The organism is Mesorhizobium sp. WSM4845 (assembly GCF_055811455.1).
Genome location: NZ_JBVVQA010000016.1, coordinates 21,159 through 34,243 on the forward strand (window position 1 = coordinate 21,159; position 13,085 = coordinate 34,243).

Here is a 13,085-nt window from a genome sequence, read left to right on the forward strand (position 1 = left end):
TCCTCTGGTTTTCCTCGCCTGGCCCGCGCCAAAATGTAAATGCTGTCATACCAAAACGGCGCAGAAATTTCATGAGGCGGCGTTTCTATCCCAACAACGATCTGTCGGAGCTAACAATGACTGATTTTTACAACCTCGTCCCCTCGGCGCCGGAAGGCCGCTTCGACGGCATCGAGCGGCCCTACTCGCCGGACGACGTGAAGCGGCTGCGCGGTTCGGTCCAGATCCGGCAGAGCCTCGCCGAAATGGGCGCCAACCGGCTCTGGAAGCTCATCCACGAAGAGGATTTCGTCAACGCGCTCGGCGCCATGTCGGGCAACCAGGCGATGCAGCAGGTCCGGGCCGGGCTGAAGGCGATCTACCTGTCCGGATGGCAGGTCGCGGCCGACGCCAACACCGCATCCGCCATGTATCCGGACCAGTCGCTTTATCCCGCCAATGCGGCGCCCGAACTGGTCAAGCGCATCAACCGCACCCTGCAGCGCGCCGACCAGATCGAGACCTCTGAAGGCAAGGGGCTTTCGGTTGACACCTGGTTCGCGCCTGTTGTCGCCGATGCGGAAGCCGGCTTCGGCGGACCGCTCAATGCCTTCGAGATCATGAAGGCCTTCATCGAGGCGGGTGCCGCCGGCGTCCACTACGAGGACCAACTGGCGTCGGAGAAGAAGTGCGGCCATCTCGGCGGCAAGGTGCTGATCCCGACCGCCGCACACATCCGCAACCTCAACGCCGCGCGGCTTGCCGCCGACGTCATGGGCACGCCGACGCTGGTCGTCGCGCGCACCGACGCGGAAGCGGCAAAGCTGCTCACCTCCGACATCGACGAGCGCGACCAGCCCTTCGTCGACTATGGCGCCGGCCGTACGGTGGAGGGCTTCTATCAAGTCAGGAACGGCATCGAGCCCTGCATCGCACGGGCCGTCGCCTACGCGCCCCACGCCGACCTGATCTGGTGCGAAACCTCCAAGCCCGATCTGGCGCAGGCCAAAAAGTTCGCCGAGGGCGTGCACAGGCCCCATCCCGGCAAGCTTCTCGCCTATAATTGCTCGCCGTCGTTCAACTGGAAGAAGAACCTCGACGATGCCACCATCGCCAGGTTCCAGAAGGAACTCGGCGCCATGGGCTACAAGTTCCAGTTCATCACGCTGGCCGGTTTTCACCAGCTCAATTTCGGCATGTTCGAACTCGCCCGCGGCTACAAGGCGCGGCAGATGGCGGCTTATTCCGAACTGCAGGAGGCTGAATTCGCGGCGGAAGCCCACGGCTACACCGCGACCAAGCACCAGCGCGAAGTCGGCACCGGCTATTTCGACGCCGTGTCGATGGCGATCACCGGTGGCCGGTCTTCGACCACGGCCATGCATGAATCGACCGAGCACGCCCAGTTCAAACCGGCGGCGGAATAGCACGAACGCAACAAAATAGAGGCAACGCCCCAAAAGGGGTAAAAAATACGCAAGGAGAAGACCAATGGCATCGATAAGCCGCGTCAAGGAACGGGCCGAAGAACAGGCCACCACGATGACCGTCGACCAGCAGGCGACCATCCGCATGCTGGCCAACGACCTGCACAGGCTCAACCAGTCGGTGATGAAGGCGGTCGAGGCCGGTGTGTCGGTAGAACTCGTGCGCTCGGCACGGCACCATGGCGGCGACGGCAACTGGGGCGACCTGCTGATCCCGGTCATCGTCACGCAGCGGAGCGTCGGCTGATCGAAATCCGACGAAATCCTGCTGGCGGATGCGGCATCACCTGCGCAGTTCTCTGCGCAGGTGATTTGCACTTGCACAACCAGTTTGCATGCATGGCCAGAAAAGAACTTGCTTTAAATTTTAACCTTTCTTGCGATGTTCTCGACGCCGGCCATTTCAGCTTGACATAGGCAGCGATCTCACGGCAATTGTTCCCAAAGTACAACCCTGCATTGAAACTAACGAGTGCCCGCCCTGCTCATGCGCCCCTTGAATCGCACTGTGAACCAGTTGAGTTTGATGAGCCGGAATGTGGACCCCGAAATGCTCACCGACTTCACCCGCGTGCTCGTCGTCGGAAAATCGCCGGTCAACCGGGTGGTGGTTTCGAAAATCGTCGAACGGTCCGGGCTCAAACCGATTTCGGAATCGCCGGAAACGGCGGCAACGACGCTGCGCTCGCTCATTCCCGGAGCTGTCGTTCTCGATGGCGGAGCCGACAACAAGGACTGCGACGCACTGATGTCGCGTATCGACGCGCTTCGACGCATCTCGGGCAGATCGCGTCCCTCGGTGATCCTGCTCTCGACCAAAAGCGGCACACCGGAGAGCCTCGGCCTGTCGAGCGTCGTCGATGCGGTGGTCGTCAAGCCGATCACGACCGAACGGCTGCAGCCGGTGATAGACCATTTGATCGGGCTCGGACGCAGCTAGCCGGCGTCCTATCCGGCTTCTTCCTTCGCTTCTTGCGATCGGATCTGGATATCTTGTGTCAGTGTGTGACCGCCTGACAGCGAACCCAGTCCGATGTCCTTTTGCAATTGCGACGCATCTGGGATAGCACCTTCGAACAAATCCGCAGGCATGTTCCGACTTGGCGACATGGCTGTCGATATTGGCGGATCATGACATGTCCTCAGAACAGACCATCGCCGCGCTTTGCAGGGAACTCGGGCTGCGCATCACCGGTCCGCGCCGCGTCATCATGCGCGTTCTATCCGAATCCAGCGACCATCCGGATGTGGTGGAACTCCATCGCCGTGTTATCGCCATCGAGCCGACGATCGCGCTCGCCACTGTCTATCGCACCGTCAGCCTTCTGCGCGAAAAGGGCATTCTGGAGCGGCACACCTTCGGCGATCGGCGCGCCAGATACGAAACCGTCCCCCGCGAGCATCACGATCATCTCATCAACATCGAGACGGGAGATGTCATCGAGTTCCAGTCGGCGGAGATCGAGCGGCTCCAGGAGGAAATCGCTCGACAGCACGGATTCACGATCATCAGCCACAGACTGGAGATCTACGTGAAGCCGATCCAGAAACAGCGTCGCTCTCGTCAAACCAGAGAATGACCGCCAGTTTCTAGCCCTCCTCGCCGAGCTCCATTCGGCCCGCCTTGAGTGTGGTGACGACGAAAGCAGCAATGAAGGCGGCAGACAGCATGAGAACGATGGTCGGCGCCGGTGCGCTGTCGATGAAGAAGGACAGATAGACGCCGAGAAACGATGCGGCGACCGCGATCGCCACCGACAGGATCAGCATGGCGCTGAACTGCCTTGTCAGCAGGAAGGCGATGGCGCCCGGCGCGATCAGCATGGCGATGGCCATGATGATGCCGACCGCCTTCAGCGCGCCGACGATGGTGAGCGAGATCAGGCAAAGCAGGCCGTAATGGAGCAGGTTGACCCGAAGACCGACCGCGCGCGCCTGAGCCGGGTCGAAGGCGTGCAGCAGGAAGTCGCGCCATTTGATGCCGATGATGCCGGCCGTGATCGCAGCAATGAGCCCCGTTTCGACGATGTCGCGCAGGCCGATGCCCAGAACGTCGCCGAACAATATGTGGTCGAGATGCACGTCGGACTGGATTTTTACGTAGAGCACCAGGCCGAGGCCGAACATGCCGGAGAAGACGATGCCCATGACCGTGTCCTGCTTGATGCGGCTGTTGTCCTTGAGGAAGCCGGTGGCGAGAGCGCAGACCATCCCCGCGGCGAAGGCGCCGATCGAATAGGGGAATCCGAGGATGTAAGCGATGACCACGCCGGGAAAGACGGCGTGGCTGATGGCGTCGCCCATCAGCGACCAGCCCTTGAGGACGAGAAAGCAAGAAAGCAGCGCCGTCGGCACGGCGACCAGAACCGAAGCAATCAGCGCATTGACCATGAAGCCGAACTGGAAGGGGGTAAGCAGTGTATCGAGGATGCTCATAGGCTGGTCTCCAAGGCGCTCGCCGCGCGGCGGCGGGCTGCCAGCATTCCATGCTTGGGAGCGAAGAAGAAGGCGGCGAGAAAGATCAGCGTCTGCAACACGACGATGATGCCGCCGGTGGCGCCGTCGAGGAAATAGCTGGCATAGGCGCCGGTGAAACTCGTGACCGCGCCGATGACAACCGCGATGACCAGCAGGCGCGGAAAGCGGTCCGTCAGAAGATAAGCGGTCGCGCCGGGCGTCACCACCATGCAGATGACGAGAAAGGCGCCGACGGTCTGGAGCGCGGCGACCGTGGAGGCCGAAAGCAGCATGAAGAACATGATCTTGAGCGCGCTCGGGTTGAGGCCGATCGAGCGGGCATGGCTCTCGTCGAAGAAGACCACCATCAGATCCTTCCATTTCACCAGCAGGACGGCGAGCGAGACGAAGCCTATGATGGCGAGTTGAAGCGTGTCTTCCGGAGTGATGGCCAGGATGTTGCCGAGCACGATCGTCTGGATATTCACCGAGGTCGGCGACAGCGACACCATGAACAAGCCGAGGCCGAAGAAGGAGGAGAAGATCAGGCCGATGATGGCGTCTTCCTTCAGCTTGGTGCGCTGGTTGAGGAAGAGCATCGCCGCAGCGGCGAGCCCGCCGGAGAAGAAGGCGCCGATCGAGAAGGGAAGGCCCAGCATATAGGCGCCGGCGACGCCCGGCACGATCGAATGCGAGAGCGCGTCACCGATCAGCGACCAGCCTTTCAGCATCAGATAGCAGGACAGGAAGGCGCAGACACCTCCGACCAGGGCGGACACCCACATGGCATTGAGCATATATTCGTAGCCGAACGGCTCGAACAGGACACTCATTCGTCCGGTTCCCGCATCTTGTGCTGCATGGCTCCGTTCTCTCCGTAGAAGACCAGTGGCCGCTCGTCGTCGGTGATGACGGCAAGGCGGCGCCTGTCGTCGTCCTCATGCAGCCCGGCGCCGCCCAGCACGAAATGACGCAAGACGCCGCCGAAAGCCTTTTCCAGGTTCGCCTGCGTGAAGGTCTGGCCTGTCGGCCCGTAGGCAAGGACCGTGTTCCGGAGCAGCACGGCACGGTCGCAGAACTCCGGCACGCTACCCAGATTATGCGTCGAGACCAGCATCACCCGGCCTTCGTCCCGGAGCGCGCGCAGCAGTTCGATGATAGCGTCCTCGGTCCTGACGTCGACGCCAGTGAAGGGCTCGTCGAGCAGGATGACGCGCCCGTCCTGCGCCAGCGCCCGAGCGAGAAAGACGCGCTTCTTCTGCCCGCCCGAAAGCTCGCCGATCTGGCGCTTGCGGAAATCGCTCATGCCGACACGCGCAAGCGCTGATGTAACCGCCTCGCGATCAGCAGCCTTCGGAATGCGCATCATGCCCATATGGCCGTAACGCCCCATCATGACGACGTCCTCGACCAGTACTGGAAAGTCCCAGTCGACCTCCTCGGCCTGCGGCACATAGGCGACGACGTTCTTCCTCAGCGCGGCCGCGGCCGGCCGTCCGAGAACAAGAATCTCTCCCTTTGCCAGCCGCACGAAGCCCATGATGGCTTTGAACAGCGTCGACTTGCCCGAGCCGTTGACACCGACAAGTGCCGTGATCGTGCCTGTCGGAATTTCAAAGCTCGCATCGCGCAGCGCCGTGAGGCCGTTGCGGTAGGTGACGGTCGCGCCGCGCACGGCGAGACCGCCTCCCGCATCCTCGGACGCGGCGGGAAGAGGCGGAACGGCTTCGTTCATTGCGACAGCCCTGCGGCGAGGCCTTTCTGAATTGTATCCGATGTCACACGCAGCAGGTCGATATAGGTCGGCACCGGGCCGTTCGCCTCGCTGAGGGAATCGACGTAGAGCACGCCACCGTAATGGACCCCCGTCTCGCGCGCGACCTGCCGGGCCGGCTTGTCCGACACGGTGCTTTCACTGAAGACGGCGACGATCTTGTTGTCCCTGACGGCGTCGATCACCTTGCGAACCTGCTGCGGGGTGCCTTGCTGGTCAGCGTTGATCGGCCACAAATAAAGCTCCTTCAGCGCGAAATCGCGTGCGAGGTAGGAGAAAGCGCCTTCGCTCGACACCAGCCAGCGCCTGTCCTGCGGGATCGAGGCAAGCTTATCGCGGATCGGCGCGACGGCCGCCTCTATCTTTGCCTTGTAGGCTTCTGCATTGGCCTTGTAGGTCTCGGCATGCGCCGGATCGTGCTCGACGAAGGCGTCGCGGATGTTGTCGACGTAGATCAGCGCGTTTGTCGGCGATATCCAGGCATGCGGATTCGGTTTGCCGTTATAGGGCCCCTCGGCGATGCTCATCGGTTGGACGCCCTCGGAGATGATGGCGCCGGGCACGTCGCTGAGGTTCTGGAAGAATTTTTCGAACCAGAGTTCGAGGTTGAGTCCGTTCCACAGAATGAGCTGTGCGCCCTGCGCCCGCTGAATGTCGCCCGGCGTCGGCGCGTAATTGTGGATCTCCGCCCCCGGCTTGGTGATCGATTCCACGATCGCTGCGTCGCCCGCCACGTTCTTCGCCATGTCGGCGATGACGGTGAAGGTGGTCACGGCCTTGAATTTTTCCTGCGCTTTCGCTGGGCTTGAAGCCACTGCCGCAGCGAAAACCGCAGCTATCAACCCGACGGCAACCCATCGCCCGTATCTCTCGATCATCAAAATCTCCTGTCGCAATTTGCTCGCATGCGGCGCGGGCGCTGTGACGCCGCGCTTGTTGCATATTCTGCAATTGCGACTGATTTGCAAGTAGAAAACGATTTTACGGCATCGATTGTACAAGAGCCGCGCGTTGGAGGGGGCCGCGATGGAGGGCCGCGCGATGGAGGGTCAGCGACAGCGCGGCTCTTTGGCGGAGCCGACAACAAGGATGGCGACGCGCAATGTCCGGCATCGATACGCCTGCCGCGCACGTCCGGTCCGACGCCGAGACATGCGATCAGCCGGCTTTCCCGATGCTTTCGACCAGCCGGGGCAATTCCGAGAGATCGGCTATCTGGCGGAAGCGAGGCGCAGTGACCGGCGGCTCGACATGTTCCAGCGCCCAGGTCAGTTCATGCGGCACGTGGATGCCCCAACTGCCGGCCTCGATGGCCGGCACCACGTCCGACTTGAGCGAATTGCCGACCATCATGCTTTTTTCGGCGCCATCACCGTGGCGGCTGAAGATGCTGATATAAGTAGCGGGACTCTTGTCGCTGACGATCTCGACGGCATCGAACAGGTCACCGAGGCCCGATTGCGCCAGCTTGCGTTCCTGATCGAAAAGGTCGCCCTTGGTGATCAGCACCAGGCGATAGGCGTCCGCCAGTTTTTCAACGGTTTCGCGCGCATGAGGCAGCGCCTCGATCGGATGGCCAAGCATCTCGCGGCCCGCGGCGAGAATTTCGGCGATCACCGAGGCCGGCGCGCGGCCCTCGGTAATCTCGATCGCCGTTTCGATCATCGACAGGGTAAACCCCTTGATGCCGAAGCCATAGACGGCGAGGTTGCGCTTCTCGGCTTCCAGCAATCTTGCCGAGATGTGCTCCTCCTCGGCATGATCGGCGAGCAGCGCGGCAAAGCGCTTTTCGGTGATGCGGAAGAACTGCTCGTTCTGCCAGAGCGTGTCGTCGGCATCGAAGCCGATCGTGGTCAATTCATGGTTCCGCATTCGACGTCTTCAGCCGAGGTCATTGGACTTGCGTCGAACCTAAGCTGCCTGGAGCGATTTTCAACTGGCGGGCGAAGGCAGGGCCGGCTCCCCTTCCCTTCCATCACCGGCCCCGGCTATACTCCCAAATCCGCAACCCAATCTGGTGAATGATGCCGCCTGCAAAAAAGGAAGTCCGTCCGTCGAGCCGCGGAGGACGTATCCGCACGCCTGCCTTCGTGAAAAATCAACGTGGTGTGAAAAACTGGAAGGAAGTCGGCGCCTGGCTGGCGTGGCGCGGCATCGAGGATATCGAATGCATCACCCCCGACCAGGCCGGTGTTGCGCGCGGCAAGATGATGCCGTCGAAGAAATTCACCTCCAACACCTCGCTGGCGCTGCCTTCGGCGGTGTTCATGACGACGATCTCCGGCGGCTACCCCGAGAACGGCAACGGCTTCAACTATCCGGAAGACGACGGCGACCTCAAGCTGATGCCGGACCTTTCGACGCTGACCGTGGTGCCGTGGGAAGAGGACCCGACGGCGGCGGTCATCTGCGACCTCGTCCACCAGGACGGCCGCTCGGTCGAGTTCACGCCGCGCAACGTGCTGAAGCGTGTGCTTGCCGCTTACGACAAGCGCGGGCTGAAGCCAGTGGTGGCGCCCGAGATCGAGTTCTACCTGGTGCGCAAGAATCCCGATCCGGACTACCCGCTGACCCCGCCGGTCGGGCGTTCGGGACGGGCGATCGGCGGTGGCGCCGGCTATTCGATTGCCGGCGTCAACGAGTTCGACGAACTGATCGACGACATCTACCATTTCTCCGAAAGCCAGGGCCTGGAGATCGACACGCTGATCCACGAGGAAGGCGCCGGCCAGCTCGAGATCAATCTGCGCCACGGCGATCCGATCGAACTGGCCGACCAGGTGTTCATGTTCAAGCGCACTATCCGCGAGGCGGCGCTGAAGCATGAGATCTATGCCACCTTCATGGCCAAGCCGATCCAGGGGCAGCCCGGCTCGGCCATGCATATCCACCAATCGATCATCGACAAGAAGACCGGCAGAAACGTCTTTTCCGCCGAGGACGGCTCGGAAACCGAAGCCTTCTTCCATTTCCTCGGCGGCATGCAGAAACATGTGCCGAACGCGCTGGTGATGTTTGCGCCCTACGTCAATTCCTATCGCCGGCTGACGCAGTCGGCTTCGGCGCCGGTCAACAACAAATGGGGCTACGACAACCGCACCACCGCCTTCCGCGTCCCGCGCTCCGACTCGGCAGCCAGGCGCGTCGAGAACCGCATCCCCTCCTCCGACGCCAATCCCTATCTGGCGATGGCCGCATCGCTCGCCTGCGGGCTGATCGGCATGACCAACAAGATCAAGGCCGAACCGCCGGTTCTCACCACCGCCAACGCGGCCGAGATCGACCTGCCGCGCAGCCTGCTCGAGGCCGTCGACCTGTTCGAAGCCGACGAGGAACTCTGCACGCTGCTCGGCAAGTCGTTCGCCGCCACCTATGCGGCGATCAAGCGGGCGGAATTCGAGACCTTCATGGAAGTGATCAGCCCGTGGGAGCGGGAGTATCTGTTGTTGAATGTTTAGGGAGGGGAGTAGGGCAGTACGGCAGTAGGGCAGTAGGGGCGGCACGTAATGGCGAAAATCGAATCTTACAGGGATCTGATCGTCTGGCAGCAGGCAATGGACCTGGCAGTATCAATCTATGAAGTGACCCGAGCTTGGCCGAAAGACGAGATCTATGGAATGACAGGTCAGGTGCGTCGGGCGGCTACCTCAGTGCCTGCCAACATCGCTGAGGGTTACGGCCGAGAGAGCCGAGCTTCCTATCAGCAATTTCTCAGGATCGCCCAAGGATCCCTCAAAGAACTGGAGACGCATCTTATGATTGCGCACCGTGTCGGAATCGCCTCGCACGAGGCGGTCGAATCTTTGATGAACCGCAGCGAGAGCGTAGGGACGCTATTGCGCCTTCTGATCCGCAAATTGTCACCTGAATAGCTCCTACTGCCCTACTGCCCTACTGCCCTACTGCCCTACTGCCCTACTGCCCTACTGCCCTACTGCCCTACTGCCCTACTCCCCTACTCGAGCATCATGCCCTACCAATCCCCAATCTCCCCCGGCCGCTCCTGGTATGAGGACACGGCCGGGCCGCGGCCCGAATACAAGGCGCTCGACGGTGACCTGAGGTGCGACGTCGTCGTCGTTGGCGGCGGTTTTACCGGCCTGTCGGCGGCGGTGCACCTCGCCAGGGCCGGCAGCAATGTCGTGCTGGTCGAAGCGCATCGTTTCGGCGACGGCGCATCGGGCCGCAATGGCGGCCAGCTCGGCACCGGTCAGCGCGCCTGGGCCGAGGAGCTCGAAGCGGAATACGGCTTTTCCCGGGCCAAGGCGCTGTTCGACCTCGCCGAAGAGGCCAAGGCGCATCTCCTCGAATTCGCCGCCGTCAACAAGATCGAGATCGACTACATGCAAGGCCAGATGTCGGTGGCGCACAAGCAGCGCTATGTCGACGACTACAAGGCGCATGCCGAGATCATGGCGAACCGCTTCGGCTATCCTCACATCAGCTTCATGGACGCCAGGGAGACGGCGGAGCGGTTGGGCTCGGCGCGCTATTTCGGCGGCACCCGCGACACCGGCACCGGGCACATCCATCCGCTGAAGCTGGTGATCGGCACGGCAAACGTGGCGGCGCAGGCGGGCGCGCTGCTGTTCGAGCAGACGCCGGCGACCGCCATCGCGTCCGTTGGCGGCAAGGTCAGGGTCACGACACCGAAAGGCACGATATCAGCCGAGAAATGTCTGATCGGCGTCAACGCCCATGGCGGCACGCTCGAGCCGATCAGTGCCGCGCATATCATGCCGATCGGCTCCTTCATCGGCGCGACGGTGCCGCTTGCGGATTCAAACGTGTTGCCGGGCGGTGAGGCGGTCGACGATTCCCGCTTCGTCGTGCGCTACTTCCGCAAATCGACGGATGGGCGGCTGCTGTTCGGCGGGCGCGAGATCTACGCGGTCAACGATCCGAAAGACATCCATGTCCACATCCGCCGGCAGATCGCCGAGCTTTACCCTGACCTCAGGGATGTCGAGATCACCCATGGCTGGGGCGGCTATGTCGGCATCACGATGCCGAGAAAACCGTTCGTGCGCGAGGTGATGCCCAATGTGATCTCGGTCGGCGGCTATTCCGGCCACGGCGTCATGCTGTCGAACTTTTTCGGCAAGCTCTATGCCGAAACCGTCGCCGGCAACCGGGACCGGCTGAGGCTGATCGAGGACCTGAACATCCCGGCCTTTCCCGGTGGCCGGCGCTTGCGCGCGCCTCTGCTGTTTCTTGCGCTCAACTGGTATGCCTTGAGGGACCGCATATAACCACAGGTTGCAAAATCCCTTGCAAGTTGCAGAATCGATCGTAAAGGTGCAGAATCCGCCCCGCAAGGGCGCAGTGATGCCACAATCGCCGGCAAAGGATGCCGGTTCTGGGCAGTCGAAGGGGGATTTTGCGGGCCTGCCCGCGTTGGATTGGGACCGATGCCGACCAGATGCCGGTTTCCCGGCAGAGGTCGTAAGAACGTTGGCCCGCAAATGGAGGTTGTAAGAGTGAGAGAGCCCTTCAGTTTCGGCGCGCCGGAACGACGGCGCTTTGCGATGCAGTTTGGCTACGACATGCAGCCCAGGTTCTGGAGGCAAATCCGGTCGAACCTGCATCTGGTCATCGCCGCGTTTGGTACAGCAGCGCTGCTTGGCGTGGCAGCGATGGCGCTATGGCTGGCATTGCCGGCCACTGAGAGACAAGCGGTCGCGAGTCCCGAGCAGATCGTTTCCAGCATTCCGGTGAAAACGACACGGATCGTGCCGGCCGCGGCCGCGGCCGCGAGGATAGAAGCGGCGCAGCAGGCTGCGAGCAAGACCGATGCGATTTCGTCGGCGGTAGTTGCAGCGAAGGCCGATATAGCGGCGCTGGCGCCCAATGATCCCCGCTGGACAGGATCGGGACCGAAGACCACATCCGGCCAGACGGGGGGCGGCCAGACGGCGGGCGGCCGGACGGCGGGCCAGGCTGAAAAAGCAGACAAGCCGTCCACCGCGGCGGCATTCGCCGATCCGGCAGCGAAAACCAAAGTGGCAGCATTGATTGCCAAAGTCGCTGCTCCCGCCAAGGCGGCGACGGACGGTGCGCCAACCGCCGCCATCTCGACCCCGAAGCCGCTGCCGGCCGCGACACAGAAGGATGGCACCCAGGCCAAAGTCGAGGCCAAGCAAGCAAGCGCGGCAGGACGTATCCTCAGGGGCGTCACCATGCGCACCGGTCCGAAGAACAGTGCGGCCGCCATCGTCACCATTCCCGCCAAGACCTCGGTTCAGGTGATGGGCTGCAAGAAATGGTGCCAGATCGTCTACAACGGCAAACGCGGCTGGATCTACAAGAGCTTCGTCAAGACCGGCGCGTAGCATCGGTCAGGCCGTTCTTTGACGTTGCCCACGGCTCATTTGGCTGCCGCAATCAACCGCCCGCGTGCGAGGGACGGTCAGGTCAAACTTGAAACCGACAGGGCCGGACGGCTCAGATGCACCGACCGCCGTCGACCTCCAGCGCCACGCCAGTGACGAAGGCCGCCTCGTCCGACGCCAGCCAGAGCGCCGCGTTGGCTATGTCGAGCGGCGTCGAAAGCCGGCCAAGTGGGATCGACGCGCGGAATTTCTCGCGGATTTCGGGCGTGTCGGCGCCCATGAATTTTTCCAGCATGCCGGTCTCGCCGGCGACCGGGCACAGGCAGTTCACGCGGATGTTCTTCGGCGCGAGTTCCACCGCCATGGATTTGGTCGCGGTGATCGCCCAGCCCTTCGACGCATTGTACCAGGTGAGGCCGGGCCGCGGCCTGATGCCGGCGGTCGAGGCCGTGGTCAGGATGACGCCGCCGCCTTGCCTAGCCATCACCGGCACGACCGCCAGGGCGGCGTGGTAGATCGCCTTCATGTTGACGGCCGTGATCAGATCGAAGGTCGTCTCGTCGACCTCGAGCATATCGCCGTTGCGATGGGTGTAGCCGGCATTGTTGACCATGATGTCGATGCGGCCAAAGGCACTCTTTGCGGCATAGACCATCTCGTCGAACTCGGAACGGGTCGAGACGTCCGTCTGGGTCCAGATCGCCGCCCGGCCGATCTCGTTGGCGACGCGTTCGGCGCCCTTGGCGTTGAGGTCGGCGACAACAACCTTGGCGCCCTCCTCGGCAAAACGTTTGGCCATGCCCTCGCCGAAGCCTGACGCGGCACCGGTGATGATGGCAACTTTGTTTTCCAGGCGCATGGCTTTCTCACTCATGATTGAAGACTCCCCGCTCCGGCAGTCTCCGGCAAGGGCCGCCGAAAGATCAACATACTCTCGATTTCTCCTTTGGCTTTCGCCTCGATTCCGCTCTATGCTGCATCTGCGAAGGCCTCCCGGAACCACCTCGCCGACAAGCGTCCGGGTTGCGCCAGTGTCAAGGGCACACCTCAGAACGA

The 13,085-nt window shown here is 62.3% G+C and carries 14 protein-coding genes; 8 read left to right on the plus strand and 6 right to left on the minus strand.

Annotated features, from left to right (window positions below; translation table 11 throughout):
• Positions 1-116 precede the first annotated feature (116 nt).
• The 4 genes from aceA (at position 117) to AC0L2C_RS18785 (ending at position 3,046) form a co-directional block, all read left to right on the plus strand.
• A complete protein-coding gene (gene aceA, locus AC0L2C_RS18770) occupies positions 117-1,406 on the plus strand; it encodes an isocitrate lyase (RefSeq protein WP_473524095.1) in 1,290 nt (429 codons plus the stop codon).
• 64 nt (positions 1,407-1,470) lie between these two features.
• A complete protein-coding gene (locus tag AC0L2C_RS18775; protein WP_027156310.1) occupies positions 1,471-1,713 on the plus strand; it encodes an SMc00767 family acetate metabolism repressor in 243 nt (80 codons plus the stop codon).
• A gap of 279 nt (positions 1,714-1,992) precedes the next feature.
• Positions 1,993-2,406, plus strand: a complete 414-nt coding sequence (locus AC0L2C_RS18780) for an ANTAR domain-containing protein (RefSeq protein WP_236473010.1) — start codon at positions 1,993-1,995, stop codon at positions 2,404-2,406.
• Positions 2,407-2,602: 196 nt separating this feature from the next.
• A complete protein-coding gene (locus AC0L2C_RS18785; RefSeq protein ID WP_473524096.1) occupies positions 2,603-3,046 on the plus strand; it encodes a Fur family transcriptional regulator in 444 nt (147 codons plus the stop codon).
• A 10-nt stretch (positions 3,047-3,056) separates the two neighbouring features.
• Here the strand turns inward: AC0L2C_RS18785 and AC0L2C_RS18790 are convergent, their stop codons facing one another.
• The 5 genes from AC0L2C_RS18790 to AC0L2C_RS18810 form a co-directional block, all read right to left on the minus strand.
• Positions 3,057-3,902 (minus strand): metal ABC transporter permease, encoded by an 846-nt coding sequence (locus tag AC0L2C_RS18790; RefSeq protein WP_473524097.1) that lies wholly within the window; start codon positions 3,900-3,902, stop codon positions 3,057-3,059.
• The gene (gene sitC / locus AC0L2C_RS18795; protein ID WP_128166119.1) at positions 3,899-4,756 is read right to left on the minus strand and encodes an iron/manganese ABC transporter permease subunit SitC; all 858 of its coding nucleotides are present in this window, start codon (positions 4,754-4,756) and stop codon (positions 3,899-3,901) included. Before sitC ends, AC0L2C_RS18790 begins: the two co-directional genes overlap by 4 nt.
• The gene (locus AC0L2C_RS18800) at positions 4,753-5,658 is read right to left on the minus strand and encodes a manganese/iron ABC transporter ATP-binding protein (protein WP_128166117.1); all 906 of its coding nucleotides are present in this window, start codon (positions 5,656-5,658) and stop codon (positions 4,753-4,755) included. Before AC0L2C_RS18800 ends, sitC begins: the two co-directional genes overlap by 4 nt.
• Positions 5,655-6,575, minus strand: a complete 921-nt coding sequence (locus tag AC0L2C_RS18805; RefSeq protein ID WP_473524098.1) for a metal ABC transporter substrate-binding protein — start codon at positions 6,573-6,575, stop codon at positions 5,655-5,657. Before AC0L2C_RS18805 ends, AC0L2C_RS18800 begins: the two co-directional genes overlap by 4 nt.
• Before the next feature lie 280 nt (positions 6,576-6,855).
• Entirely contained in the window at positions 6,856-7,569 is a 714-nt protein-coding gene (locus AC0L2C_RS18810) for an HAD family hydrolase (RefSeq protein WP_236375104.1), read from the minus strand.
• 149 nt (positions 7,570-7,718) lie between these two features.
• Between AC0L2C_RS18810 and AC0L2C_RS18815 the strand changes: the two genes are divergently transcribed.
• The 4 genes from AC0L2C_RS18815 to AC0L2C_RS18830 all read left to right on the plus strand — a co-directional run bounded on the left by AC0L2C_RS18815 (position 7,719) and on the right by AC0L2C_RS18830 (position 12,029).
• Positions 7,719-9,155 (plus strand): glutamine synthetase family protein, encoded by a 1,437-nt coding sequence (locus AC0L2C_RS18815; protein WP_473524099.1) that lies wholly within the window; start codon positions 7,719-7,721, stop codon positions 9,153-9,155.
• A 48-nt stretch (positions 9,156-9,203) separates the two neighbouring features.
• A complete protein-coding gene (locus AC0L2C_RS18820) occupies positions 9,204-9,569 on the plus strand; it encodes a four helix bundle protein (protein ID WP_473524100.1) in 366 nt (121 codons plus the stop codon).
• A 96-nt stretch (positions 9,570-9,665) separates the two neighbouring features.
• Complete coding sequence (locus tag AC0L2C_RS18825; RefSeq protein WP_473524101.1) at positions 9,666-10,949, plus strand: NAD(P)/FAD-dependent oxidoreductase; 1,284 nt, start codon at positions 9,666-9,668, stop codon at positions 10,947-10,949.
• A 228-nt stretch (positions 10,950-11,177) separates the two neighbouring features.
• A complete protein-coding gene (locus tag AC0L2C_RS18830; RefSeq protein WP_473524102.1) occupies positions 11,178-12,029 on the plus strand; it encodes an SH3 domain-containing protein in 852 nt (283 codons plus the stop codon).
• A 112-nt stretch (positions 12,030-12,141) separates the two neighbouring features.
• On the opposite strand, the gene AC0L2C_RS18835 is transcribed toward AC0L2C_RS18830, so the two are convergent.
• The gene (locus tag AC0L2C_RS18835; protein WP_287378794.1) at positions 12,142-12,888 is read right to left on the minus strand and encodes an SDR family oxidoreductase; all 747 of its coding nucleotides are present in this window, start codon (positions 12,886-12,888) and stop codon (positions 12,142-12,144) included.
• Positions 12,889-13,085: the final 197 nt, after the last annotated feature.

Excerpts from the sequence above, each read along its gene's own strand:
- AC0L2C_RS18835 (WP_287378794.1), bottom strand. The coding sequence starts at position 12,888 with ATGCGCCTGGAAAACAAAGTTGCCATCATCACCGGTGCCGCGTCAGGC.
- AC0L2C_RS18820 (WP_473524100.1), top strand. The coding sequence starts at position 9,204 with ATGGCGAAAATCGAATCTTACAGGGATCTGATCGTCTGGCAGCAGGCA.
- AC0L2C_RS18800 (WP_128166117.1), bottom strand. The coding sequence starts at position 5,658 with ATGAACGAAGCCGTTCCGCCTCTTCCCGCCGCGTCCGAGGATGCGGGA.
- AC0L2C_RS18815 (WP_473524099.1), top strand. The coding sequence starts at position 7,719 with ATGATGCCGCCTGCAAAAAAGGAAGTCCGTCCGTCGAGCCGCGGAGGA.
- AC0L2C_RS18825 (WP_473524101.1), top strand. The coding sequence starts at position 9,666 with ATGCCCTACCAATCCCCAATCTCCCCCGGCCGCTCCTGGTATGAGGAC.
- AC0L2C_RS18785 (WP_473524096.1), top strand. The coding sequence starts at position 2,603 with ATGTCCTCAGAACAGACCATCGCCGCGCTTTGCAGGGAACTCGGGCTG.
- AC0L2C_RS18780 (WP_236473010.1), top strand. The coding sequence starts at position 1,993 with ATGAGCCGGAATGTGGACCCCGAAATGCTCACCGACTTCACCCGCGTG.
- sitC (WP_128166119.1), bottom strand. The coding sequence starts at position 4,756 with ATGAGTGTCCTGTTCGAGCCGTTCGGCTACGAATATATGCTCAATGCC.
- AC0L2C_RS18810 (WP_236375104.1), bottom strand. The coding sequence starts at position 7,569 with ATGCGGAACCATGAATTGACCACGATCGGCTTCGATGCCGACGACACG.
- aceA (WP_473524095.1), top strand. The coding sequence starts at position 117 with ATGACTGATTTTTACAACCTCGTCCCCTCGGCGCCGGAAGGCCGCTTC.
- AC0L2C_RS18790 (WP_473524097.1), bottom strand. The coding sequence starts at position 3,902 with ATGAGCATCCTCGATACACTGCTTACCCCCTTCCAGTTCGGCTTCATG.
- AC0L2C_RS18805 (WP_473524098.1), bottom strand. The coding sequence starts at position 6,575 with ATGATCGAGAGATACGGGCGATGGGTTGCCGTCGGGTTGATAGCTGCG.
- AC0L2C_RS18775 (WP_027156310.1), top strand. The coding sequence starts at position 1,471 with ATGGCATCGATAAGCCGCGTCAAGGAACGGGCCGAAGAACAGGCCACC.